General features: G+C 59.9%; 17 protein-coding genes and 1 pseudogene. 5 read left to right on the top strand and 13 right to left on the bottom strand.

Annotated elements, in window-relative coordinates:
- Positions 1 to 271 precede the first annotated feature (271 nt).
- Positions 272 to 940 carry a polysaccharide lyase family 7 protein gene (locus LOY56_RS24590; protein WP_258617783.1) on the bottom strand — a complete coding sequence of 223 codons (669 nt, stop codon included), beginning with the start codon at positions 938 to 940 and terminating at the stop codon, positions 272 to 274.
- Positions 941 to 1,258: 318 nt separating this feature from the next.
- On the opposite strand from LOY56_RS24590, the gene LOY56_RS24585 reads away from it, so the two are divergent.
- From LOY56_RS24585 to LOY56_RS24575, 3 genes are read left to right on the top strand one after another with little or no spacing between them, the layout of a single operon-like run.
- On the top strand, positions 1,259 to 3,382 hold the full coding sequence (locus tag LOY56_RS24585; RefSeq protein WP_258617782.1) for a bifunctional diguanylate cyclase/phosphodiesterase: 2,124 nt from the start codon (positions 1,259 to 1,261) through the stop codon (positions 3,380 to 3,382).
- A gap of 45 nt (positions 3,383 to 3,427) precedes the next feature.
- Positions 3,428 to 3,919 carry a M48 family metallopeptidase gene (locus LOY56_RS24580; RefSeq protein ID WP_258617781.1) on the top strand — a complete coding sequence of 164 codons (492 nt, stop codon included), beginning with the start codon at positions 3,428 to 3,430 and terminating at the stop codon, positions 3,917 to 3,919.
- 29 nt (positions 3,920 to 3,948) lie between these two features.
- Entirely contained in the window at positions 3,949 to 4,245 is a 297-nt protein-coding gene (locus LOY56_RS24575) for a helix-turn-helix domain-containing protein (protein WP_007894945.1), read from the top strand.
- Positions 4,246 to 4,333: 88 nt separating this feature from the next.
- On the opposite strand, the gene LOY56_RS24570 is transcribed toward LOY56_RS24575, so the two are convergent.
- The gene (locus LOY56_RS24570) at positions 4,334 to 4,786 is read right to left on the bottom strand and encodes a GNAT family N-acetyltransferase (protein ID WP_258617780.1); all 453 of its coding nucleotides are present in this window, start codon (positions 4,784 to 4,786) and stop codon (positions 4,334 to 4,336) included.
- Positions 4,787 to 5,045: 259 nt separating this feature from the next.
- On the opposite strand from LOY56_RS24570, the gene LOY56_RS24565 reads away from it, so the two are divergent.
- Complete coding sequence (locus LOY56_RS24565) at positions 5,046 to 5,783, top strand: ABC transporter substrate-binding protein (protein ID WP_258617779.1); 738 nt, start codon at positions 5,046 to 5,048, stop codon at positions 5,781 to 5,783.
- A gap of 56 nt (positions 5,784 to 5,839) precedes the next feature.
- Here LOY56_RS24565 and yccS read toward each other — a convergent pair whose 3' ends face one another.
- The 9 genes from yccS to betI form a co-directional block, all read right to left on the bottom strand.
- Positions 5,840 to 8,023, bottom strand: a complete 2,184-nt coding sequence (gene yccS / locus LOY56_RS24560) for a YccS family putative transporter (protein ID WP_258617778.1) — start codon at positions 8,021 to 8,023, stop codon at positions 5,840 to 5,842.
- Positions 8,024 to 8,162: 139 nt separating this feature from the next.
- Positions 8,163 to 9,341, bottom strand: coding sequence for an NAD(P)/FAD-dependent oxidoreductase (locus tag LOY56_RS24555; RefSeq protein ID WP_258617777.1), 1,179 nt, complete (start codon positions 9,339 to 9,341; stop codon positions 8,163 to 8,165).
- Between the two features lie 132 nt (positions 9,342 to 9,473).
- On the bottom strand, positions 9,474 to 10,811 hold the full coding sequence (dbpA, locus tag LOY56_RS24550; RefSeq protein ID WP_258622880.1) for an ATP-dependent RNA helicase DbpA: 1,338 nt from the start codon (positions 10,809 to 10,811) through the stop codon (positions 9,474 to 9,476).
- A 105-nt stretch (positions 10,812 to 10,916) separates the two neighbouring features.
- Positions 10,917 to 12,344: a multidrug transporter subunit MdtD gene (gene mdtD / locus LOY56_RS24545; protein WP_258617776.1), complete on the bottom strand. Its 1,428-nt coding sequence runs from the start codon at positions 12,342 to 12,344 to the stop codon at positions 10,917 to 10,919.
- 69 nt (positions 12,345 to 12,413) lie between these two features.
- On the bottom strand, positions 12,414 to 13,751 hold the full coding sequence (locus LOY56_RS24540; RefSeq protein WP_258617775.1) for a TldD/PmbA family protein: 1,338 nt from the start codon (positions 13,749 to 13,751) through the stop codon (positions 12,414 to 12,416).
- Positions 13,751 to 15,193 (bottom strand): TldD/PmbA family protein, encoded by a 1,443-nt coding sequence (locus LOY56_RS24535; RefSeq protein WP_258617769.1) that lies wholly within the window; start codon positions 15,191 to 15,193, stop codon positions 13,751 to 13,753. The genes LOY56_RS24540 and LOY56_RS24535 overlap by 1 nt, the downstream gene beginning before the upstream one ends.
- Positions 15,194 to 15,508: 315 nt before the next feature.
- The gene (betA, locus tag LOY56_RS24530; RefSeq protein ID WP_258617763.1) at positions 15,509 to 17,212 is read right to left on the bottom strand and encodes a choline dehydrogenase; all 1,704 of its coding nucleotides are present in this window, start codon (positions 17,210 to 17,212) and stop codon (positions 15,509 to 15,511) included.
- Between the two features lie 134 nt (positions 17,213 to 17,346).
- A complete protein-coding gene (gene betB / locus LOY56_RS24525) occupies positions 17,347 to 18,819 on the bottom strand; it encodes a betaine-aldehyde dehydrogenase (RefSeq protein WP_258617756.1) in 1,473 nt (490 codons plus the stop codon).
- A gap of 111 nt (positions 18,820 to 18,930) precedes the next feature.
- Positions 18,931 to 19,524: a transcriptional regulator BetI gene (gene betI, locus LOY56_RS24520; protein WP_052966694.1), complete on the bottom strand. Its 594-nt coding sequence runs from the start codon at positions 19,522 to 19,524 to the stop codon at positions 18,931 to 18,933.
- Between the two features lie 243 nt (positions 19,525 to 19,767).
- On the opposite strand from betI, the pseudogene LOY56_RS24515 reads away from it, so the two are divergent.
- Positions 19,768 to 20,355: pseudogene (locus tag LOY56_RS24515) on the top strand (BCCT family transporter); the annotation flags it as partial.
- Positions 20,356 to 20,542: 187 nt separating this feature from the next.
- Here the strand turns inward: LOY56_RS24515 and choV are convergent.
- Entirely contained in the window at positions 20,543 to 21,721 is a 1,179-nt protein-coding gene (gene choV, locus LOY56_RS24510; protein WP_258617752.1) for a choline ABC transporter ATP-binding protein, read from the bottom strand.
- Positions 21,718 to 22,563: a choline ABC transporter permease subunit gene (choW, locus tag LOY56_RS24505; protein ID WP_258617751.1), complete on the bottom strand. Its 846-nt coding sequence runs from the start codon at positions 22,561 to 22,563 to the stop codon at positions 21,718 to 21,720. The genes choV and choW overlap by 4 nt, the downstream gene beginning before the upstream one ends.
- Between the last annotated feature and the right edge of the window lie 17 nt (positions 22,564 to 22,580).

Raw genomic sequence — 22,580 nt, 5'->3', positions numbered from 1 at the left:
TCTGGGGAATTGGGTGGCAGGGTTTGGGGCTGCTTCGCCGACCAGCGGGAGCAAGCTCCCTCGCCACAGTCGGAGCAGTCCTACGAGTTTTGCGGATGCCCGGTTTGTTGTGGTGTCCCGTAGCAGCTGTCGAGCCTGCGTTCGGCTGCGCAGCAGTCGCAAAATCAGACTCTGCGTTTTTTCAGGTAAACGCATGCACCGGACTGCGACCGCTTCGCGGCCGAACGCAGCCTCGCGGGCTCGGCAGCTGCTACAGAGGATCGAGTCGCCCTTACGTATCGTGATCAATATCCAGCTTGCTGAACGTCACTTCCCCACCCTCGCTGGTATATCCGGTGTTGTCCTGCACATAGACGCCGGCCTTGAAGTACAACGGTTTATCACGCCACATTGTGCTGATGTCGGTGTCCCACTGGTAACCCGCCGCACTGATGCCCAATGCGCCGCCAGGGCTGAGGTGGATGAGGTAGGAGAATTCCTGATTGAGTTTCACGCCGGTGGCGATGGTGATAATCCTGGGGGTGTCGTCGTCGGGGTGCATGCGGACTTTGGCGACGATGTTGCCGGTCGAGCTGTAGGTTTTGTATTGGAATTCGACCTTCACCATGGGCTTCTGGCTGTTATAGGCGTGGATCTGGCCAATGACGATCTTGCCCGAGCTGGGTACCTGGCTGACCGAAAGGGTCGCGCGCAGGGAGTTGTCCGCGTCGGGGTAGTACCAGTTTTTCAACGTACCGTTGCTGTAGGTTTCGCGCAGTTCAGTGCGAGGGTAGATCGCGTTTTCAGTGCGAGTGCCGGTTACCGGAGACCAGAAAAACAGTGTGCCGGTGTCGGAGTGGAAGTATTGATCCTTGAAGCCGTCCACCAGCTTGGCTGTTTCGACGGTGTACGGCGGACTGCCGACAGGAACGCTGAGGTTCCAGGTTGCGAGATCGATCATATTCAAGCTTCCACATTTTTTTGTTGCACACACGTACCAGAAGCTCTGGCGCGCGCCTTCGGGCCGTCTTTATAAGCGTAGAACGGTTCTTTGTTAACGCCCGTCTGGCAGATGGTTGACGTCAACAACCTGTCGAAACGCCACCTTTCCCTGTTTATGTGGCCTGTAGGACTGACCGTTAGTCGGCTTCTGAAACTTTGCTTGAATGATGGCTCACCGGCAGCTTCTGCTTTCGCGGATCCGGGGCTAGAGTGAAGTCGCACTATGTGTCCGGTTTTCACAAGAGACCGGCCTGAAGTCCCGAACAAGAGATGCAGCATGGAATGCGCACAACCTACGCCAGCTGAAGGCAGCTCAATCCTATTAATTGTCGATGATTACCCTGAAAATCTGATCAGCATGCGCGCGTTGTTACAGCGCCAGGACTGGCAGGTCTTCACCGCGGCTTCCGGCTTTGAAGCGCTCAGTCTGTTACTCGAACACGACGTCGACCTGGTGCTGCTGGATGTACAGATGCCGGGCATGGACGGTTTCGAAGTGGCGCGTTTGATGCGTGGCAGCCAGCGAACCCGCCTCACGCCAATCATTTTCCTTACCGCCAACGAACAATCCCAGGACGCCGTGATCAAGGGGTATGCCAGTGGCGCGGTGGATTACTTGTTCAAGCCGTTCGACCCGCAAATTCTCAAACCCAAAGTCCAGGCCCTGCTCGAGCATCAGCGTAATCGCCGTGCCTTGCAGCGGTTGAGCCATGACCTGGAAGTCGCCCGGGCCTTCAACGCCTCGGTGCTGGATAACGCCGCCGAAGGCATTCTGGTGGTGGGTGAGGATGGGTTGATTCGCTTTGCCAACCCGGCGATGTCTCGCCTGCTCAATGCCACGGTGCACGAACTGCAAGGCAAAGAGTTTCTGGATTTCCTGCAAAAACCGCACATCCCGATCTGGGCCGACTCCGAATTGTTTACCGGCTACAAGCGCGGTGAGACCCTGCGTCTGCACGATGCATTGCTGCGTACGGCGCCCGGTCAGCAAGTGCCGGTGGCGTTGTCTTGCGCGCCGTTACCCGCCGAACAACAGGCCATGGTGGTGACGGTGCTGGACATGTCGGTGGTGCGCCATCTGCATCAACAGCTGGAGTTCCAGGCGGTGACCGACCCGCTGACCGGGCTGCTCAATCGCCGGGGGTTTTACCAGACCGTTGAAAACCTGTTGCTGCGTGGCGAACGCTCCGACAGCAGCTGGGTGCTGTTGTACCTGGACCTCGACGGCTTCAAGCGGGTCAATGATTCCCTCGGCCACGATGCCGGCGACCGGGTGCTGCGTTGGGTGTCCGAGCAGCTGAAGGCGTGTCTACGGCCTTTCGATATTCTGGCGCGGATGGGCGGCGATGAGTTCACCGCGCTGCTGGATCTTGAGCTTCCCGAGCAGGCGGCAAAGATTGCCGAGAAACTCATCGAGCGGGTGTCGATCTGTCAGCAGATCGACGGCATGGACATCGTCCTGGGGGCCAGCATCGGCATTGCCACTTACCCCGATTGCGGGGCCAATCTGGACGGATTGATGCGCGCCTCCGACATTGCAATGTACGAAGCCAAACGTGCCGGGCGTCAGCAATATCGCTTCTACGATCACGAAATGAACGGGCGGGCGCGCTCGCGGCTGATGCTCGAAGAAAGCGTGCGCACGGCCATCGAAAACCGCGATTTCAACTTGGTGTATCAGCCTCAGGTGGCCATTGCCGACGGGCAGATTCGTGGTTTTGAGGCGTTGTTGCGCTGGCAGCATCCGAGTGTCGGCGATGTTCCACCGGGGCTGTTTTTGCCGTTGCTGGAAGAGGCGCGGTTGATCAGTCGCCTGGGCAGCTGGATTTACCATCGAGGGGCCAAACAGCGAAAAGCCTGGGAAACCTTGTTTGCCGAAGATCTGGTGTTGGGCGTCAGTTTGAGCAGTACCCAGTTCGGATTGCCCAACCTGGTCACTGAGTTGCGTCAGGTGCTGGAGCGCCATGGTTTGAAGCCACGGCAAATGGAGGTCGAGGTTACCGAAGAGGCCTTGATGCTTAACCCCGATGAAACCCGCAAGCAATTACGTTTGCTGCGCAATCTGGGGGTTCGGGTGGCGCTGGATGACTTTGGCTCCGGGGCTTGTTCGCTGGCACACCTGCGAGACCTGGAACTGGACACGCTCAAACTCGACCGGCACTTGATCGCCCGGCTGCCGGGATCCGAACGGGATGCAGCGCTGGCTCGCAGTGTCATCGATTTGTGCAAACAGTTCGGTCTGTTGGTCATTGCCGAAGGGGTGGAGACGGTGGCGCAATATGAATGGCTGCAAGCCAACGGTTGCCAGTATGTGCAAGGATTTTTGGTCGCGCGGCCGTTGATGGCCGAAGACACTCGACACTTTGTGGAACCGTTCGACTGGAACGCACTGACGGGTTGAATTCGCTACACTGGCGATCTTTCCGTGATGTGTGTTGCCGCCCCAATGACTGCGTTGAAATACCTCCAGGCCTATCCCGCTGCGTTGCAGGACCAGGTGCGCCAGCTGATTGCCGAAGGCCGGCTGGGCGATTACCTGAGCCAGCGTTATCCGCAAAAGCACGGGGTGCAGAGCGACAAGGCGCTGTACGCCTATTCCCTGGACCTCAAGCAGGAATACCTGCGTAACGCCCCGGCCATCGACAAGGTGTTATTCGACAACCGTCTGGACCTGACCCATCGCGCGCTCGGCCTGCACACTGCGATTTCCCGGGTGCAAGGCGGCAAACTCAAGGCCAAGAAAGAAATTCGTGTCGCCTCGCTGTTCAAGGAAGCGCCTTCCGAGTTCCTGAAAATGATCGTGGTGCATGAGTTGGCGCATTTCAAAGAGTCGGATCACAACAAGGCGTTCTACAAGCTGTGCGAACACATGTTGCCGGGGTATCACCAAGTGGAGTTCGATTTGCGGGTGTACCTGACTTGGCGGGAGATGCACTGAAAAGATCTTTTCAAGTCGGGGATATTTAGATGGACGTGAGCAAGACCAAAAGCAGCTTCTACCGCCGGTTGTACGTGGCGTACCTGATCGACAGCGGGTTGGCCAGCAGCGTCCCGGCGTTGACCGAAGTGACCGGCATGCCCCGGCGCACGGCCCAGGACACCATTGCGGCATTGGCGGATCTGGATATCGTTTGTGAATTCGAGCAGGAAGAAGGCGCGCGCAACCATGCGGGGCGCTATCGGATACGCGAGTGGGGGGCGATTGACCGGGGGTGGATCGAACGTAATCTGCGGCAGATTAAAGCGGTGTTGGAATATCCCTGAGTTTTGCTGTGGTGACGGGGCTGATGCCTTCGCGGGCGAGCCTCGCTCCTACAGCCTGTAGAAGCAAGGCTTGCCCGCGAAGAGACCCTTATGGGCGACGCATCCCGATATGCGGAATCTCACCCTCCAGATACTCCTCACCCACCGCCACAAACCCGTACCGCCCGTAGTACCCCTGCAAATGTGCCTGGGCCGAAAGATAGATTGGCATTTCAGGCCAGTGCTTCCCGGCCTGTTCCAACGCCTGGCTCATCATTTCATGCCCAAGCCCGCTGCCGCGTGCGGCGGGAGCAATGATCACCCGGCCGATCACCACGTCGCCGCCCTGTAACTCCGGGTCGAGCAAACGCAGATAGGCCACCAGTTGATCCCCATCCCAGCCCATCAAATGGCAGGTGTCACCTTCCAGGTCCTGGCCATCGATATCCTGATAAAGGCATTTCTGTTCGACAACGAACACTTCGACGCGCAGCTGCAGAATGGCATACAGCTGCTCTTTCCCCAGATCGCTGTGATGTTTGCAGACCCAATCGATTGTCATCTTCAGATTCCTTGAACAACGTTGCTCCGATACTAAGCGTCCTGACGCGGGATGTCTTGATGGCAGAGAAATCTGTGACAAAGGCCAAAATGCCATCATTCATTTCTCGCGAGATTGTCTTCTTTGTGTAATCTGCGATGAAGCGCTGTGCAATGTTGTCGATAAGCTAATGTTAGGACCTGGGTTTCGCCAGTAGAGGGGCCTTGGATTTTTGGCTGAGAAACACGTCGGGCAGCCTGCCCGCTAAGGAATTTCTGGCATGCCGCGATTGCATCGAGCGTTGGCTTTGATTGGGTTGCTGTTGTTGACACAGAGTGCGGCAGCGGAAAAGCTGCGCCTGGTCGCTGACGCCTGGCCACCCTTTACTGACGCCACGCTGGTCAATGGCGGATTGGCCACGGACATCGTCAGTACAGCGCTGGCCCGGGCGGGTTATGCCAGTGATTTTGAACAGGTGCCTTGGGCACGAGCCTTGTTTGGGGTGGGCGAGGGGCGTTATGACGTGCTGGTCAACGCCTGGTACAACGACGAGCGTACGAAGCTGGGGCAGTTTTCCGGCGAGTACCTGCTTAATCGCGTGCGCTTTCTCAAGCGCAAGGACGCGGCGATCGAGTTCAACAGCCTGCAACAACTGCACACTTTTCCGATAGCCGTGGTGCGCGGTTATGCCTATTCGCCAGCATTCGACGACGATGTGTCGCTGCAGAAAGTCCCGGTGCATAACTTCGCCATGGCCGTTCGCATGGTTGCGGCCGACCGGGTCAAGCTGACCCTGGAAGACGAGTTCGTCGCCCGGTATTACCTCGCTCGCGAGTCATCCAGGATACGCAATGCCGTGGAGTTTTTGCCCAAGCCATTGAGCGAGAACAGCCTGCATATTCTGGTGAGCCTGAAGAACCCGCAGCATGAGCAGATCGTCGCCGGTTTCGACCGAGCGATTGCGGCGATGAAGGCTGATGGGAGTTATGAGAAGTTGCTCAAACAGCATGGGATGTGATCTGAAAGGCCTGCGGTGTCTGAGCTGACGCCTTCGCGGGCAAGTCACTACAAATCTCAGGCTTCGCTAGTGTCTTTAATGAGATGCGCCGCCAGCGTCCGCAATGGCCCCAGCTGCCGGCAGATCAACGCCAGTTGCGTCTGCACCAGGCGCTGCCCTTCATCGATCTCATCCGGCATCTGCTCAAGTCCGTTGGCCAGCGCCTCTTCCTCATCGCTCTGAATCGCAATGGTCTTTTTGTTCGACAGGCCTTGGGCGATGTCGTCGAGGCTGGCGGCCAGGTTCACACCGGCACCGTTGATCAAATACTCGCGCACGTCCGACGGGAGCTGGGTTTCGCGATGTGCCCCCAGCCCCGACAAATAGCTGAGCAAGGTGTGCGACAGCACCAGGAAACGGAACCCGACATCCGCTTCCTTACGGAAGTGCCCCGGCTCCATCAGCATGTTGGCCAGCGTCGTCGACAGCGCGGCATCCGCATTGTGCGCATTGCGTCGGGCCAGGCGATAAGCCAGGTCATCGCTTTTACCCACGGCGTATTGCTGCATGATCTGGCGCAGGTAAATGCTGTTGCAGGTCAGAGTATTGGCCAGCACCTTGTTCAAGCGTCGACCCTGCCAGTCCGGCAGGAACAGAAACACCGACAACCCGGCGATCAGGCTGCCAAGCAAGGTATCGAGCAGGCGCGGCAGGAACAGCCCGTAGCCATCGCCGACCTGATTGAAACAGAACAGCACCATCAAGGTGATCGCTGCGGTCGCCAGTGTGTAACGGGTGGTGCGGTTGGTAAAAAACACCACGCCGGCGGCAATGGCGAATAGTGACTGCACCAACGGGCTCGGAAACAGATCGAACAGCGCCCAGGCCACGGTCAGGCCGATGGCAGTGCCGATGATCCGCTGCCCGAGTTTGCGGCGGGTGGCGCCGTAATTCGGCTGACAGACAAACAGCGTGGTGAGGATGATCCAGTAACCCTGCGACGGGTGGATCAAATGCACCATCGCGTAACCGATGCTCAATGCCAGGGGCAAGCGCAGGGCGTGGCGGAACAGCAAGGACGTCGGCGTCAGCTGTGTGCGCAAACGTATCCAGACATCCTTGAGGCTGCGAGGCGAACGGTCGAGCAGGCTGCTATCGGTGGCATCTGCGAGCGCATCAGGGTTGCTGGCGTCGCTGAGCAAGCGGTCAAGGGTGCCGAGGTTGGCGGCCAACGCTCGCAACGAACGCAGCAGGCCACGCCAGGCCGGATTGCTCTGGATACGCAGGTGTTCGAGGGAGGCGTGCAGGTCGCTCAAGGCTTCGGCGAAGCTTGCATCATAGATGAACGACTGACGCATCTGGATCGATTCGGCCAGCGCGCGACAAGCCTTGCCTTGCTGACGCAGCAGGCGCTGGCAGCGGAACAGCACATCGCTATGAAAGAACGCCTCGGCCAGCGCGTTGTAGGGGTAGTGCGAGGAACTGGCGCGCTCGTGGATGTCCTGGGCGAGGAAGTACAGCTTCAGGTAACGGCTGAGTTTCGAGCCCGGCCGGCCATCGCCGACGCGGTGCAGAATGATTTCCTTGGCGGCGTTCAGGGCCGCCACCACCCGACCGTTCTGTTGGGCCAGCTCCAGCCGCTGCGCTTCCACGTCCATCTGTCGGATCGGTTCGAACAGCGACGATTTCAGCTTCAGGTAATAACCCAGTTCACGGAACAGCCGGGCCAGGCTCTGCTGCACCGGCTGGTTGGAAAACAGCGCCTGCCACAGCACCGAGAGCAAGCCGTACCAGGCCGCACCGGCCACCAGCAGCACCGGTTCGTGCCAGAAATCAGTGACCGCGCCGCCGCGCTGATCCACGCCGATCATGGTGTAGACCGACAGAATCAGTGTTGCCGAAGCAATCGCGCCATAACGTTCGCCCAGCGCGCCGAGCATGGTCAGGCAGAAGCTGGCCAGTGCGAAAGCGATGATAAAGAGCACGGGGTAGGGAAAGAGCAGTTCGACGGACAGGGCAGCGACCATAAAGCACATTAGCGTCACTGCGAGCGCATTGAGGCGACCCTGCCAACTGTCGTCGGTTTCAGCCAGGGCGCTGGCGATGATCCCCAGGAACAACGGGATCAGCAGCCCCATTTCATCCTGATACCAACACAGCGCCATGCTGCCGGTCAGGGCGATGAATACCCGCACGCTGTAGCTGAATTTATCCAGGGCCCAGAGGCGACGCAGAGACTGCCGAAATGTGGTCGATGACATGAAGTGCGAAGGCCTTCCGGGGCAATGACGCTAAATTGAGCCACTAATGACGCCGACGCAATGGCGCCGATCACATCTGATAGCAAAATCTGTTCCTTGCGCGTTCTGTGTTGCCTGCGAAGAACGATAACGCGGTCGGTCAGACGAATTGCGCGGCGGCGTAACCGGAGGCCCAGGCCCACTGAAAGTTGAAGCCACCCAAATGCCCGGTAACGTCGAGTACTTCACCGATGAAATACAGACCCGGGCTTTTCAGCGATTCCATAGTCTTGGACGACACTTCGCGAGTGTCGACGCCGCCCAGGGTCACCTCAGCAGTGCGATAGCCTTCAGTGCCGGCCGGCACGATTTTCCAGCTCGCCAGTTTTTCGGCGATGTCCGACAGTTCCGCATGGGTGTACTGCTTCATCGGTTTGGAGACGAACCAGTTGTCCGCCAACAGGTTAGCCATCTTCTTGGTGAAGATTTCACCGAGCAGGGTTTTCAGCTCGCTGTTGGGGCGTTCGGCCTGCTGCTGTTGCAGCCAGCTCGGCACGTCGTGATCCGGCATCAGATTGATTTCCACCGTGTCGCCGGATTCCCAGAACGACGAAATCTGCAAGATCGCCGGCCCGCTGAGGCCGCGATGGGTGAACAGGATGTTCTCGCGGAAACTCTGGTCATTGCAGCTCACCAGGCAATCCACCGACGTACCGGACAGCTCGGTGCAAAGCGTCTTGAGCTGATCGGTGATGGTGAACGGCACGAGGCCGGCGCGAGTCGGCAGTAGGGCGTGGCCGAACTGTTTGGCGACCTGATAGCCGAAACCGGTAGCACCCAGCGTCGGGATCGACAGGCCGCCGGTGGCGATGACCAGTGATTCACAGGTGATTTGCCCCAGCGTGGTGTCCAGCAGGTAACCGCTTTCGAGCTTCTCGATGGTCTGAATCGAGGTGTCCAGGTGCAGGCTGACGCCGACCTGGTCGCACTCGTTGAGCAGCATTTCGAGGATGTCGCTGGATTTGTTATCGCAGAACAACTGGCCGAGTTTCTTCTCGTGGTACGGCACGTCGTGCTTGGCCACCATGCCAATGAAATCCCACTGGGTGTAGCGCGCCAGGGCGGATTTGCAAAAGTGCTCGTTCTGCGAGAGAAAATTGCCTGGTTCGGTGTACATGTTGGTGAAATTGCAGCGTCCACCGCCCGACATCAGGATTTTCTTGCCGGCCTTGTTCGCATGGTCGAGCAATATCACCTTGCGCCCGCGCCCGGCGGCGGTCAGCGCACACATCAACCCTGCGGCGCCAGCGCCAATGATCACGACTTCGGTAGAGCGCAAAACAGTGTCCTCACACAATGATTGTTCCCACGCTCTGCGTGGGAATGCCGCCATGGACGCTCTGCGTCTGCCGTTATGTGACGCGGAGCGTCACGGGATGCATTCCCACGCAGAGCGTGGGAACGATCAGGTTCAGAGGATGCGCACGCGCAACGAGCGGCCTTTGATCTTGCCGTCGTTCAAACGCTGCAAGGCTTGCTTGGCGATCCCGCGTTCCACGGCCACGTAAGCCTGGAAGTCGAAAATAGCAATCTTGCCGACCTGAGCGCCCGGAATGCCGGCATCGCCGGTCAGTGCGCCGAGAATGTCGCCCGGGCGAACCTTGTCTTTACGACCGGCGCCGATGCACAGCGTGCTCATCACCGGCAACAGCGGACCACCGCCCTGGGACGTGAGGCTGTCCAGCTGATCCCAGCTCAACGGTGACTTCTGCAACTGCTCGATGGCCTGGGCGCGGTGGGCTTCGGACGGTGCAACCAGACTGATCGCGATGCCTTTCTCACCGGCACGACCGGTACGGCCAACACGGTGAATGTGGATTTCCGAATCACGGGCCAGTTCGACGTTGATCACCATGTCCAGCGCATCGATGTCCAGGCCGCGAGCGGCGACGTCGGTGGCGACCAATACCGAAGTACTGCGGTTGGCGAACATCGCCAATACCTGGTCGCGGTCACGCTGTTCCAGATCGCCGTGCAGGCCGACGGCTGAGATGCCTTTGGCGGTCAGGTGATCGACGGTTTCCTGAACCTGCTGCTTGGTGAAGCAGAACGCTACGCAGGACGCCGGGCGGAAGTGGCCGAGCACCTTGGTTACCGCGCTCATGCGCTCTTCCGGAGAGATCTCGTAGAAACGTTGTTCGATCTGTGTATCGTCGTGGAACGCCTCGGCCTTCACCTGCTGCGGGTTGCGCATGAATTTCGACGCCAGTTGCTTGATGCCCACCGGGTACGTGGCGGAGAACAGCAGGGTCTGGCGACGCTCCGGGGTCTGCATGATGATTTCTTCGATGGAATCGTAGAAACCCATGTCGAGCATGCGGTCGGCTTCGTCGAGGATCAGCGTGTTCAGACCATGGAGCACCAGCGAACCCTTGCGCAGGTGCTGCTGAATGCGCCCCGGGGTGCCGACGATGATGTGCGCGCCGTGCTCCAGCGAGCCGATCTGCGGGCCGAAGGACACGCCGCCACACAGGGTCAGCACCTTGATGTTGTCTTCGGCACGGGCCAGACGACGGATTTCCTTGGCGACCTGGTCAGCCAACTCGCGAGTCGGGCAAATGACCAGCGCCTGGCAACCGAAGAAGCGCGGATTGATCGGGTTCAACAGGCCGATACCGAAGGCGGCGGTCTTGCCGCTGCCGGTCTTGGCCTGGGCGATCAGGTCCATCCCCTTGAGGATCACCGGCAAGCTTTGCGCCTGGATCGGCGTCATCTGGGCATAACCGAGGGAGTCGAGGTTAGCCAGCATGGCGGCGGACAGCGGCAAAGTATTAAAAGCGGTGGCGATGGTGGTCACGGGACTGGCCTGCAAAACAAAATGTCGCGCAGTGTACCAGCCCGATGGCTATTCGCCCTAAGGCTCGATGTGTTCTTCCGGATGCCTGACGCGCCGTCCGTCAGTTCCAGACAGCTGCGAGAAGATCGTTGCAGCCAGCATCGCCATGATTCCGACCGTCACGAACGTCAGCTGGAACGCGCCCAGAACCGTGTCCACGCCGTCATTGCCGATCTCTGCCGTGAAGCCGCCGAGCAGGGCGCCGGCGCAGGCCACGCCGAGGCTCAGGGACAATTGCGCGACCACCGACAGCAAACTGTTGCCGCTGCTGGCGCTGGCGTCGTCGAGGTCGATCAGGGTGACGGTGTTCATTGCGGTGAACTGCAAGGAGTTGATCGCCCCCAGAATCGCCAACTGAACCAGCAGCAGCCAATACGGCGTCTGCTCGCTGACCAGGCCCATGCTTGCCAGCATGATCCCCAGTGCCAGTGTGTTGCCGGTCAGCACGGTACGGTAGCCGAAACGTTCGATCAGCGGACGCGCCACCGACTTGGCGACCATCGCGGCCGCCGCCAGGGGCAGCATGCTCATCCCGGCCTGTGACGGCGAGTAACCCAGCGCCACCTGCAGCAGCAATGGCACCAGAAACGGCAAGGCGCCACTGCCCAGGCGGGCGAACAGGTTGCCGAGGATGCCCACGGCGAAAGTCCGGGTCTTGAATAACGATGGCGCAAACAGTGGATTATCGACGTGCCCGGCCCGCAGCCAATACGCCGCCAGACAGGCCATGCCGCCAAACAGCAGCAACATCACTCGCAGGTGCGGCAGGTGCAGTTCGCCGAGCCCCTCCATGGCGATGGTGATCAGCACCATCGCCGCGCCGAACAGCAAAAAGCCCAGGCTGTCGAAGCGGGTGCGTTCGCTGCCGCGCAGGTCGGGAATGAATTTCCATACCGCGTAGCAACCGAGGACGCCCACCGGCAGGTTAATCAGGAAGATCCAGTGCCAGGTCAGGTATTGCACCATCCATCCGCCCATCGTCGGACCGATCAGCGGGCCAAGCAGGCCAGGAATGGTAATGAACCCCATGATCCGCACCAGATCCGAGCGCGGATACGCGCGCAGCACCACCAACCGACCAACCGGCAGCATCAGCGCACCACCGAGGCCCTGAATCACTCGCGCACCGATGAGCATGCTCAAGGTGCTGGACAAGGCGCAGAGCAATGAGCCAAAGCTGAACAGGAGAATCGCGCCGAAGAAGATTTTCCGGGTGCCGAAGCGGTCGGCGATCCAGCCGGAGGCGGGGATCAGCAGTGCGACGGTAAGCATGTAGGCGATGATGACGCCCTGCATGCGCAGCGGGTCTTCGGCCAAGTCCCGGGCCATGGCGGGGAGGGCGGTGTTGAGGATTGTCCCGTCGAGGGATTGCATGAAGAAGGCAATGGCCACCACCCACGGTACCCAGCGGGCGGTGACAGCGTCGAGAGGTGGGCGGTTGGGCATGGGACCTCTTGTTGGCGGAGATGATCGTTCCCACGCTCCGCGTGGGAATGCATCCTGTGACGCTCTGTGTCAGAGCGTCAACGTCAGTCGGCTGACGAGCGCGCCCGGCAACAACGCCGAAGCAGTCGCCCGCTGACTGTAGGTGCTGGCCGACAACATCAGCTCGCGTTCCTCGGTCAACGCTTCCAGCTGCGAACCGAGCAGGCTGTAGACGCTGTCATCAAACCGCATGGTGCTGACCGGCGCCTGAATCTCGCCGTTCTCGACCCAGAAAGTCGCAAACCGGGTCATGCCGGTCAGGCGCGCCGCCGGTTGGTCCGAGTAGTTCAGGTACCACAGGTTGCTGATGTAGAGCCCGGTGCCGAGGCGCTTGAGGATGTCCGCCTGCTCCAGGTTGCCGCCTTGCATGACCAGCGCCGTCGGGTATTCATGACTGCTGGCGCCGTTGGCAGTGAGGTTGTATTCAGCGGCGCTGCGCGAATTGATCAGTCGGGCATTGGCCATGCCTTTGGCGATCAACCCCAGATCATCGCGAGGATAACCTTCGTCGGAAAATGCCGGGCTCAAGGAGCCGCTGACCTGCTCACTCAACCCTACGTTGGGGCTGAAGCAGGTTTCGTTGGCGTAGAACTTCTGCAACGGGCTCTGTTTACTGGCAATCGCCTGGGCCGAAAACCCGCCCCAGCTCAACATGCCCATGATTTCTTCCAGCGCTGCCGGCGCCAGGTAGGCGCGGTATTCGCCGGGCGGCAGCGTGCGCAATGGCCGCCCCAGAAACGCCAACTGCTCGCGCGCTTGCGCAAAGCGTCTGGCAAACCCTTCGCTGTTCCAGTCGTGCCCGGCATAGCTGGCTTTCACCGCCTGACCGTTTTCATGGAACAGGCTGAAATCGAAGTTGAAGCTGTTGGCCTGATGCCAGCCGAACGCGCCCGAGGAACTGGCGAAACCACGACTGATAGGCCCGGCGGCATAGAAGCCGACCAGATCCAATCCTTCGGTAGCTTGAGTGATTTCAGCGACCACTTGCTCGGTGTCCGGTAGCGGATGCTCCTGCACGTTGTTGCTCTGCCAGTCGTTATGGTTGAGCAGCAGGTACGGGTCCTGAGGCAACAGTGGCAGGGTTTCGCGCAACTGTTGCAGCCCTTCGGCCAGACGCTGAAGGTCGATTTCGGGGTCGCCCGACAGCGTGATATTCAGATCCGCATGACGACCATCGTTGATCAGTTTGAACCCGACGCTCGCCTGCTGCACCTGCCCGGCCTGACGGACCTTGGCGTGGTTGAAGCGCACGAAGGCCGACGATTCGGCGGCATAGCTGAGGGTGAATTGCTCAGGCCCACGAATTGCCTCGCGCAGCCAATTGACCAAGTCCTTGAATGACTCAGCCTGACTCGTGGAAGTACTCATCAGGCGTCTCCTCCAAACACATCAACATTGCTGAACACACAGGCCGGCGACGCGTGACCGACGCGGATCACCTGGTTCGGCTCGCCCTTGCCACAGTTCGGCGTGCCTAGCACTTTGACGGTGTTGGCATCGCCGACAGCGCTGAGGCTTTTCCAGAATTGTGCGGAAATCGCCCGGTAGTTCGGGTTCTTCACCACACCCTTGAGTTCGCCGTTTTCGATCAACTGGCCCCATTCGCAACCGAACTGGAACTTGTTGCGCGCATCGTCGATGGACCACGAACGGTTGGTGCTCATCAAAATGCCGTGCTCGATGTTGCCGATCAGTTGCTCCAGCGGCTGATCGCCGTGCTCGATGTTGAGGTTGGCCATGCGGTCGATCGGCGGACGGTTCCAGCCGCAGGCGCGGCTGTTGGCAACGCCATCCATGCCGGCGCGAAATTGCGAGAGTGCGCCGCCCAATGGCCGCAGCAGCAAACCTTCCTTAATCAAGAATTGCTTGCTGGCGGCGCTGCCGTCGTCGTCATGGCCGTAGCTGGCGAGCTGCTCGGGGATGTCCGGGTCGAACGTCACGTTGAGCAGTTCGGAGCCGTATTGCAGGCTGCCGAAGTCTTCTGCCTTGACGAAACTGGTGCCAGCGTAATTGCGCTCATCGCCCAGGATGCGGTCCAGTTCCAGCGGGTGACCGATGGACTCGTGGATCTGCAGCATCATTTGGTCAGGCATCAACAACAGATCGCGCGGGCCTTGCGGGGTATTGGGCGCCAGCAGCAATTGCAGCGCCTGGTCGGCGACTTTCGGGCCGGCACCGATCAGGCCGCAACGGCTGATCACATCAAAGCCGCCCTGCTGGCCGAAGTTCTCGCGGCCCAGGGTGCGGGTCTGGCTGTCGCTGCCGTCGTAGGCGGTGACGTCCATGCTCGGGTAGACGAAGCGCTGGGCTTGGCGCAGCTCGGCGCCGGCGCTGTTGAGGTAGATTTGCTCGACGTTGGTGATGCCGATGCTCGCCTGCCAGTTCACCAGTCGCTCGTCCTTGGGCACGGCGGCGGATTCGGCGCCGAGCAATTGGTAGCAATCGCTCAGGGACGGAAAGGGCTGGTCGACGTTGGGCGAGAAATAGTCGGCGCGGTCGCTGGAGACGGCTTGCTCGCGTAGGTCGAGCAGGGCGTGAGGCTTGAGTCGACGGGCTTGTTGCTCAGCTTTCTCCAGCGCGGTCTGCAGGCCGGATTGGGACAAGTCGTTGGTGGCGGCATAGGCTTCGACGCCGTTGACCCGAACGGTCAGCATCGCGCCTTCGTCACGGCTCAGGCTCGGCGGTTCGGCGACGTTCTTGCGCACCGACAGATACTGGCCGGACTCGCGCACATAACGCAGCGAAAAGAATTCAGCGCCCGTGCGCAAGGCAGCAAAACGCTGCTTGAGCTGGGGGTGGAAATCGAACATTCGGGAACCTCCTTGGTATGGAGTGGCGGTGCATCGATGTTGCGAGGGGGGTGAAGCATTTGCGTGGCGCTAGATTAGGCCTGGGCGGGGGGTAGATCAAGGGCGGAGCGGTGTGGGGAGGGATTGCCCGGTGTATGGCATGAAGTAATGTGTTGTTTGGTCGGGCCCCTTCGCGAGCAAGTCGAGTCGTCGCACCGCCGCTCCCACATTAGATCGGTAGTGAACACAGATTTTGTGAACATCGGAGATCAAATGTGGGAGCGGCGGAGCGACGACTCGACTTGCTCGCGAAGGCCGCGCCTCGGTGTAACGGTCTTACTGAGCAGCCAGGCTCACATCCCGCAACGGCTTGCCACGCACAGGTGCATCACCGGCCACGAAGTAGGCGGCCTTGCTACGCGGTAATGGCTTGCGACCGCGGATCTTGTCGGCGATTTTCTCGGCCATCATGATCGTTGGCGCGTTCAGGTTGCCGGTGGTGATGATCGGCATGATCGAGGCATCGACCACGCGCAGGGCTTGCATGCCGTGCACACGGCCTTCGCCATCGACCACGGCCATCTCGTCGGTGCCCATCTTGCACGAGCAGGACGGGTGGAACGCGGTTTCGGCGTGCTCGCGGATGAACTTGTCCAGCTGCTCGTCGGTTTGCACGTCGATGCCCGGGCTGATTTCACGACCACGGAAGGCGTCCAGTGCAGGCTGTTGCATGATTTCACGGGTCAGGCGGATGCCATCGCGAAATTCCTGCCAGTCCTGCTCGGTGGCCATGTAGTTGAACAGGATGCTCGGGTACTCGCGCGGATCCTTGGACTTGGCCTGGATGCGACCACGGCTTGGCGAACGCATGGAGCCCATGTGCGCCTGGAAGCCGTGCTCTTTCACACCGTTGCTGCCGTTGTAGTTAATCGCCACCGGCAGGAAGTGGTACTGAATGTTCGGCCAATCAAATTCCGGACGAGTGCGGATGAAACCACCGGCCTCGAACTGGTTGCTGGCGCCGATGCCGGTGCCCTTGAACAACCACTCGGCACCGATGGCCGGCTGGTTGTGCAGCAGCAGCGACGGGTACAGCGAGACCGGTTGAGTGCAGGCGTATTGCAGGTACAGCTCAAGGTGATCCTGCAGGTTTTCACCAACGCCCGGCAGGTCGTGGACCACCGGAATGTCGAGTTTCTTCAGCAGTTCGGCCGGGCCGACGCCGGAGCGTTGCAGAATCTGCGGCGACGCGATGGCGCCGGAGCACAGCAGCACTTCCTTGCGGGCGCGGGCTTCAACGCGCTCTTCAGCGGCGCCGATCAGGTAACGCACGCCGACCGCACGCTTGCCTTCGAACAGGATCTTGTCGGTCAGGGCGTGGGTGACGATGGTCAGGGTCGAGCGCTTCTTGGCGACGTCCAGGTAACCGCGCGCGGTGCTGGCGCGACGGCCGTTCGGCGTCACGGTGCGGTCCATCGGGCCGAAACCTTCTTGCTGGTAGCCGTTCAGGTCTTCGGTACGCGGGTAACCGGCTTGCACGCCTGCTTCAACCATCGCGTGGAACAGAGGGTTGTTGCCGGCTTTCGGCGTGGTCACGCTGACCGGACCGTCGCCACCGTGGTAATCGTTCGGGCCGATGTCACGGGTTTCGGCCTTGCGGAAATATGGCAGGCAGTCGAGGTAGGTCCAGTCTTCCAGGCCGGGCAGTTTGGCCCAGCCGTCATAGTCCATGGCGTTGCCGCGGATGTAGCACATGCCGTTGATCAGCGAAGAACCACCCAGGCCCTTGCCGCGACCGCATTCCATCCGGCGGCCGTCCATGTGTGGTTCTGGATCGGTTTCATACGCCCAGTTGTAGCGACGACCTTGCAGCGGGAACGCCAGCGCGGCCGGCATTTGCGTGCGGAAGTCGAGACGGTAATCCGGGCCGCCCGCTTCGAGCAGCAGGACGGTGACGCCTTTGTCTTCAGTCAGACGGGTCGCCAGGGTGTTACCGGCCGAGCCGGCACCGATGATGATGTAATCGAACTCTTGGGACATGGGCCCTCCGGGGGGCTTCAAGCTGCAAGCTTCAAGCTGCAAGAAAGAGCAGCGAGCGGTGCTGAGATAGAGCGGCAAACCAAACTGCTTTTACCTGCAGCTTGAAGCTTGCCGCTTGTAGCTGGATCAGCTAATCAAAATACCGAAACGTACTCACCTAGTTCGACTTGCACGGACTTGATGCGCGTGAAGTTATTGAGAGAGCTGATCCCGTTCTCACGGCCCACGCCCGACTGCTTGTAGCCGCCGACCGGCATCTTGGCGTCGGACTCGCCCCAGGCGTTGATCCAGCAGATACCGGCTTCCAGTTGATGGATCACACGGTGAGCGCGGTTCAGGTCTTTGGTGACGACGCCAGCGGCCAAACCGAACTCGGTGTCGTTGGCACGACGGATCACTTCTTCTTCGGTTTCGTAAGTCAGGATGCTCATCACCGGGCCGAAGATTTCTTCGCGAACGATGGTCATCTCGTCGGTGCAATCGGTGAACACGGTCGGAGCCACGAACGCACCTTTGGCGAATTCACCGTCGGTCAGACGATCGCCGCCGCACAGGACGCGAGCGCCTTCTTCCTTACCTTTGGCGATGTAACCCAGCACGCTTTCCATGTGGGCGAAGCTGACCAGCGGACCGAAGTTGGTGTTTTCGTCTTCCGGGTTGCCGACGCGAATGCGCGCAACGCGCTCAACGATCTTGGCTTCGAACGCGGCTTTCAGGTGGCTCGGTACGAACACGCGAGTGCCGTTGGTGCAGACCTGACCGGAGCTGTAGAAGTTGGCCATCATCGCGGTGTTGGCGGCGCGATCCAGGTCGGCGTCGTCGAAAATGATCAGCGGGGATTTGCCGCCCAGTTCCATGGTCACGTCTTTCAACGACGAGGCGGAAGCGCTGGCCATGACCTTCTTGCCGGTGTCGGTGCCGCCGGTGAAGGAGATTTTTTCGATGCGTGGGTGTTCGGTCAACCAGGTGCCGACTTCACGGCCGCTGCCGGTCAGAACGTTGAACACGCCAGCCGGAACGCCGGCCTCGGTGTAGATCTCGGCCAGTTTCAGGGTAGTTAGGGAGGTGACTTCGCTTGGCTTGAAGATCATCGCGTTACCGGCCGCCAAGGCAGGTGCGGATTTCCACAAAGCGATCTGGATCGGGTAGTTCCAGGCGCCGATACCGGCCACCACGCCCAGCGGCTCGCGACGGGTGTAAACGAAAGACGTGGTGCGCAGCGGAATCTGCTCGCCTTCGATGGCCGGCACCAGGCCCGCGTAGTATTCCAGCACGTCAGCGCCGGTAACGATGTCGACGTAACGGGTTTCGGAGTACGCCTTGCCGGTGTCCAGGGTTTCCAGGGCGGCCAGTTCGTCGTTGCGCTCGCGCAGGATGTCGACGGCGCGACGCAGGATGCGCGAACGCTCCATGGCGGTCATGGCAGCCCAGATTTTCTGGCCCTTTTCGGCGCTGACCACAGCGCGCTCAACGTCTGACTGGGTCGCACGTTGTACGGTTGCGAGGACTTCACCGTTAGCCGGGTTGATGGCTTCGAAAGTGGCGTCGCTGCTGGCGTCACTGTAGCCGCCATCGATGTAGAGTTTTTGCAGTTCGAAACGGGCCATAAAGTCCTCGCAAGAGCATAAGTGGGTTGGCGTTAACCACTGGGGCGTGCCGTGTAGCGTTGGCGACGCTGGTCAGTGGCGGTTCAGGGGCTGAGCGCTTTTATGTGTGCTCTAACTCACCTGCTTGGCCAATTGGAAATCCATGTATTCGTACGCGATCTGGTGCGCTTGCCCGGTGTCGAAAGCATCTCCCGACAGCGCGCCGCGCAACCACAAACCGTCAATGAGGGCTGCCAGGCCGCGGGCGGCGCTGCGCGCTTGATCAAGCGGCAACACACGGCGGAACTGGCAGCACAGGTTGGAATACAGACGGTGATCGTTGATCCGCTGCAACCGGTGCAAAGACGGGTGGTGCATGCTGGTGGCCCAGAAGGCCAGCCAGGTTTTCATTGCCGGGCCATTGACCTGGCTGGCGTCGAAGTTGCCTTCGATAATCACCTGAAGATGAGCCCGTGGGCTGGCGTCCTCCAACGCCTGACGGCGCGCGGTGACGTTCTCGCTGAGGACGCTCATCAGATACTGCGCCGTGGCGGCGATCAGGCCGTTCTTGTCCTTAAAGTAGTGACTGATGATGCCATTCGAGACACCGGCCAAACGGGCGATCAGCGCAATGCTGGCGTCCCCCATGCCGACCTGATCGACGGCCTGCATCGTGGCTTCGATCAATTGCTGGCGGCGGATGGGTTGCATACCGACCTTGGGCATCTTGCACATCTCCTTAGGCCTTCCGGTGGACGAAAAACGGCTACCGGGTTGAGGGCCAGTCTATTTTGTTTTGATTGAACGTTCAATCAACAAAGAATAAGATCTGCGACAAATCGTCGCTACCTACAGGTTTTTCCTACGTGTAGTTGGCGGAAAAACGACATCCAAAAATGCTCGAAACCTATGCGCACAGGCGTTCCAAGGGTTTCTGGCTTTTTTCGGGGTGTCTTTATATCACCCGCCGGTCGGCTGTTCGCCGGTAACTTCGAAGCCATGCAAACCATGGTGGTGCTGGCGGGGCTGCCGTTCTCGGTAGTGCTGGTGTTCTTCATGTTTGGCTTGCACAAGGCCATGCGCCAGGACGTGCAAATCGAACAGGAGCAAGCGGAACTGGCAGCGCGTGGTCGTCGTGGTTTCAGCGAGCGTTTGACCCAGCTTGACCTGCAACCGAACCAGTCGATCGTTCAGCGCTTCATGGACAAGCACGTCAGCCCGGCGCTGGAAGATGCGGCAGTGCAATTACGTGCTCAGGGTCTGGATGTGCAGCTGTTGGGCAAGTCGAAACGCTGCATGGGCGTACGGATCGAGAGGGAAGAGGGCAACCCTTTTGTCTATGAAGTGAGCCTGGACGGTTATCTGGCGGCGGCGAGTGACACGGTGTCTGCTGAAAGCGCTGATGAACCGCGCGCACGTTACTACCGCACCGAGGTGTACCTGCATAACGGCAGCCAGGATTACGACCTGATGGGCTTCACTCAGGATCAGATCACCCGTGACGTGCTCGATCAGTTTGAAAGCCATCGGCAGCTGCTTGGTCGGGTTTATAGCTGAGGTGTGATTCAAGATCGTTCCCACGCTCTGCGTGGGAATGCCTCCTGTGACGCTCCGCGTCACGCGGCTAGGGACGCAGAGCGTCCCGGGCTGCATTCCCACGCAGAGCGTGGGAACGATCAATGCCCCAATATCCCGCAAACAAAAACGCCGCGATCTCTCGCGGCGTTTTTGTGTTTGCTGCTTCTTACCCCAGGTTCTTGCCGAGCAGCGCGTGGTACAGCTCGCTGTCACCGAGAATCCCGACCACCTTGTTGTTGTCGTGCAGCACCAGTTTGTTGCCAGTCTGGTAACGAATCTGCAGCGCATCGCGCATGCCGATGTTGGAATCCACCAATGTTGGGCGACGACTCAAGCCTTCAACCGCTTGGCCCGGTATCCAGTTCTGCAGGTCCAGGCTCGAGCCATTCTGGCGTGCGCCTTTGATGGTGTTGCCTTCGGCCAGGTCCAGCCACGAATCGCCGCCCGGATCCAGGCACACCGAACCGTTGATGCGTTTGCACTTGTCCAGGGTGCGCATCAGGCTGCGACCGCACAACACGTTCAGCGGGTTGGTGTGAGCAACGAAGGTGCGCACGTAATCGTCCGCAGGGTTCAGGACGATTTCTTCCGGTTTGCTGTACTGGATGATCCGGCCGTCTTTCATGATCGCGATACGGCTGCCGAGCTTCAGGGCTTCATCGAGGTCGTGGCTCACGAAAACGATGGTCTTGCTCAGTTTGCGTTGCAGCTCCAGCAGTTCGTCTTGCAGGCCTTGGCGAATCAGCGGGTCGAGGGCCGAGAATGGTTCGTCCATCAGCAGAATGTCGGCGTCCATCGCCAGCGCTCGGGCCAGGCCCACACGTTGCTGCATACCACCGGAAAGCTCGTCGGGTTTCTTGTTGCGCCACTGGGTCAGGCCCACCAGCTCAAGCTTCTCGTCTACCAGCTTACGGCGTTCTTTCTCCGGCCGGCCCTGCATCTCCAGACCGAAGCTGATGTTCTCGCGCACGGTCAGCCAAGGCATCAGCGCAAACTTCTGGAACACCATCGCAATGCGCTTGGTGCGCATCATTTTCAGTTCCGCCGGGGTGCAGGAGGCGATGTCGATCTGCTTGCCTTCGTGCTCGACGAACAACTTGCCACGGCTGACGGTATTGAGACCGTTGATGCAGCGCAACAGGCTGGATTTGCCGGAGCCGGACAGGCCCATCAGCACGCAGATTTCACCTTTTTCGATGTCCAGGCTGGCTTTTTCGACGCCGACAATCTGCCCGGTTTTTTTCAGGATCTGGTCGCGGGTCATGCCCTGGTCGAGGAGTTTAAGGGCCTCGCGCGGGTCTTTGGAGAAGATCACGTCCACGTCTTCGAAGCGAATAATGCTCATGCGTCACCCCCTACTTTAGCGTCGGGTTGTTTGCAGATACGGTCGAGCATGATCGCCAGCAGTACGATCGCCAGGCCTGCTTCGAAGCCCAGTGCGATATCAGCAGTGTTCAGTGCGTTGACCACGGGTTTGCCCAGGCCGTCGGCGCCCACCAGTGCCGCAATCACCACCATCGACAACGACAGCATGATGCACTGGGTGATACCGGCCGCGATGCTTGGCATGGCGTGGGGCAGTTCGATTCGCGAGAGCAGCTGACGGCGCGAGCAGCCAAAGGCCTTGCCGGCGTCCATCAATTCTTGCGGAACATCGCGGATGCCCAGGTAGGTCAGGCGGATGGGCGCGGCAATCGCGAACACCACCGTCGAAATCAGACCCGGAACCACACCCAGACCGAAGAGGGTCAGGGTAGGAATGAGGTACACGAAGGTCGGCACGGTCTGCATCAGATCGAGCACCGGTCGCATCATGGTGTAGAACATCGGTTTGTGCGCGGCGACGATGCCCAACGGCACGCCGATCAGCACGCACACCAGGGTGGCGAACAACACCTGGGCGAGGGTTTCCATGGTTTCCTGCCAATAACCCAGGTTGAGGATCAGCAGAAAGGAGGCGACGACGAAAACGGTCAGGCCCCATTTGCGTTGGATGAAGTGTGCCAGTAGCGCGATGAGGCCGATCAATGCCAGCGGGTTGAACCAGGTCAGCGCAAAAGTCACGCCGTGGATCATCGTTTCCAGTGACACGGCGATTGCGTCGAAGGTGCTGGCGCCGTTTTGCGTCAACCATTCAACGAAGCCCGCGATGTACTGGCCTAAAGGTATTTTCTGATCAATCAGCATGGTAGTGAACGTCCGCA

It is taken from the genome of Pseudomonas sp. B21-048, assembly GCF_024748615.1.
Taxonomy (GTDB): domain Bacteria; phylum Pseudomonadota; class Gammaproteobacteria; order Pseudomonadales; family Pseudomonadaceae; genus Aquipseudomonas.
This window is presented reverse-complemented; position numbering and strand designations above follow the sequence as displayed.

Coding starts and splice junctions, on each gene's coding strand:
- LOY56_RS24535 (WP_258617769.1), bottom strand. CDS start 15,193: ATGTTCGATTTCCACCCCCAGCTCAAGCAGCGTTTTGCTGCCTTGCGC.
- LOY56_RS24590 (WP_258617783.1), bottom strand. CDS start 940: ATGATCGATCTCGCAACCTGGAACCTCAGCGTTCCTGTCGGCAGTCCG.
- dbpA (WP_258622880.1), bottom strand. CDS start 10,811: ATGCTGGCTAACCTCGACTCCCTCGGTTATGCCCAGATGACGCCGATC.
- LOY56_RS24540 (WP_258617775.1), bottom strand. CDS start 13,751: ATGAGTACTTCCACGAGTCAGGCTGAGTCATTCAAGGACTTGGTCAAT.
- betB (WP_258617756.1), bottom strand. CDS start 18,819: ATGGCCCGTTTCGAACTGCAAAAACTCTACATCGATGGCGGCTACAGT.
- choW (WP_258617751.1), bottom strand. CDS start 22,563: ATGCTGATTGATCAGAAAATACCTTTAGGCCAGTACATCGCGGGCTTC.
- yccS (WP_258617778.1), bottom strand. CDS start 8,023: ATGTCATCGACCACATTTCGGCAGTCTCTGCGTCGCCTCTGGGCCCTG.
- LOY56_RS24580 (WP_258617781.1), top strand. CDS start 3,428: ATGACTGCGTTGAAATACCTCCAGGCCTATCCCGCTGCGTTGCAGGAC.
- LOY56_RS24585 (WP_258617782.1), top strand. CDS start 1,259: ATGGAATGCGCACAACCTACGCCAGCTGAAGGCAGCTCAATCCTATTA.
- betI (WP_052966694.1), bottom strand. CDS start 19,524: ATGCCCAAGGTCGGTATGCAACCCATCCGCCGCCAGCAATTGATCGAA.
- choV (WP_258617752.1), bottom strand. CDS start 21,721: ATGAGCATTATTCGCTTCGAAGACGTGGACGTGATCTTCTCCAAAGAC.
- betA (WP_258617763.1), bottom strand. CDS start 17,212: ATGTCCCAAGAGTTCGATTACATCATCATCGGTGCCGGCTCGGCCGGT.
- mdtD (WP_258617776.1), bottom strand. CDS start 12,344: ATGCCCAACCGCCCACCTCTCGACGCTGTCACCGCCCGCTGGGTACCG.
- LOY56_RS24565 (WP_258617779.1), top strand. CDS start 5,046: ATGCCGCGATTGCATCGAGCGTTGGCTTTGATTGGGTTGCTGTTGTTG.
- LOY56_RS24570 (WP_258617780.1), bottom strand. CDS start 4,786: ATGACAATCGATTGGGTCTGCAAACATCACAGCGATCTGGGGAAAGAG.
- LOY56_RS24575 (WP_007894945.1), top strand. CDS start 3,949: ATGGACGTGAGCAAGACCAAAAGCAGCTTCTACCGCCGGTTGTACGTG.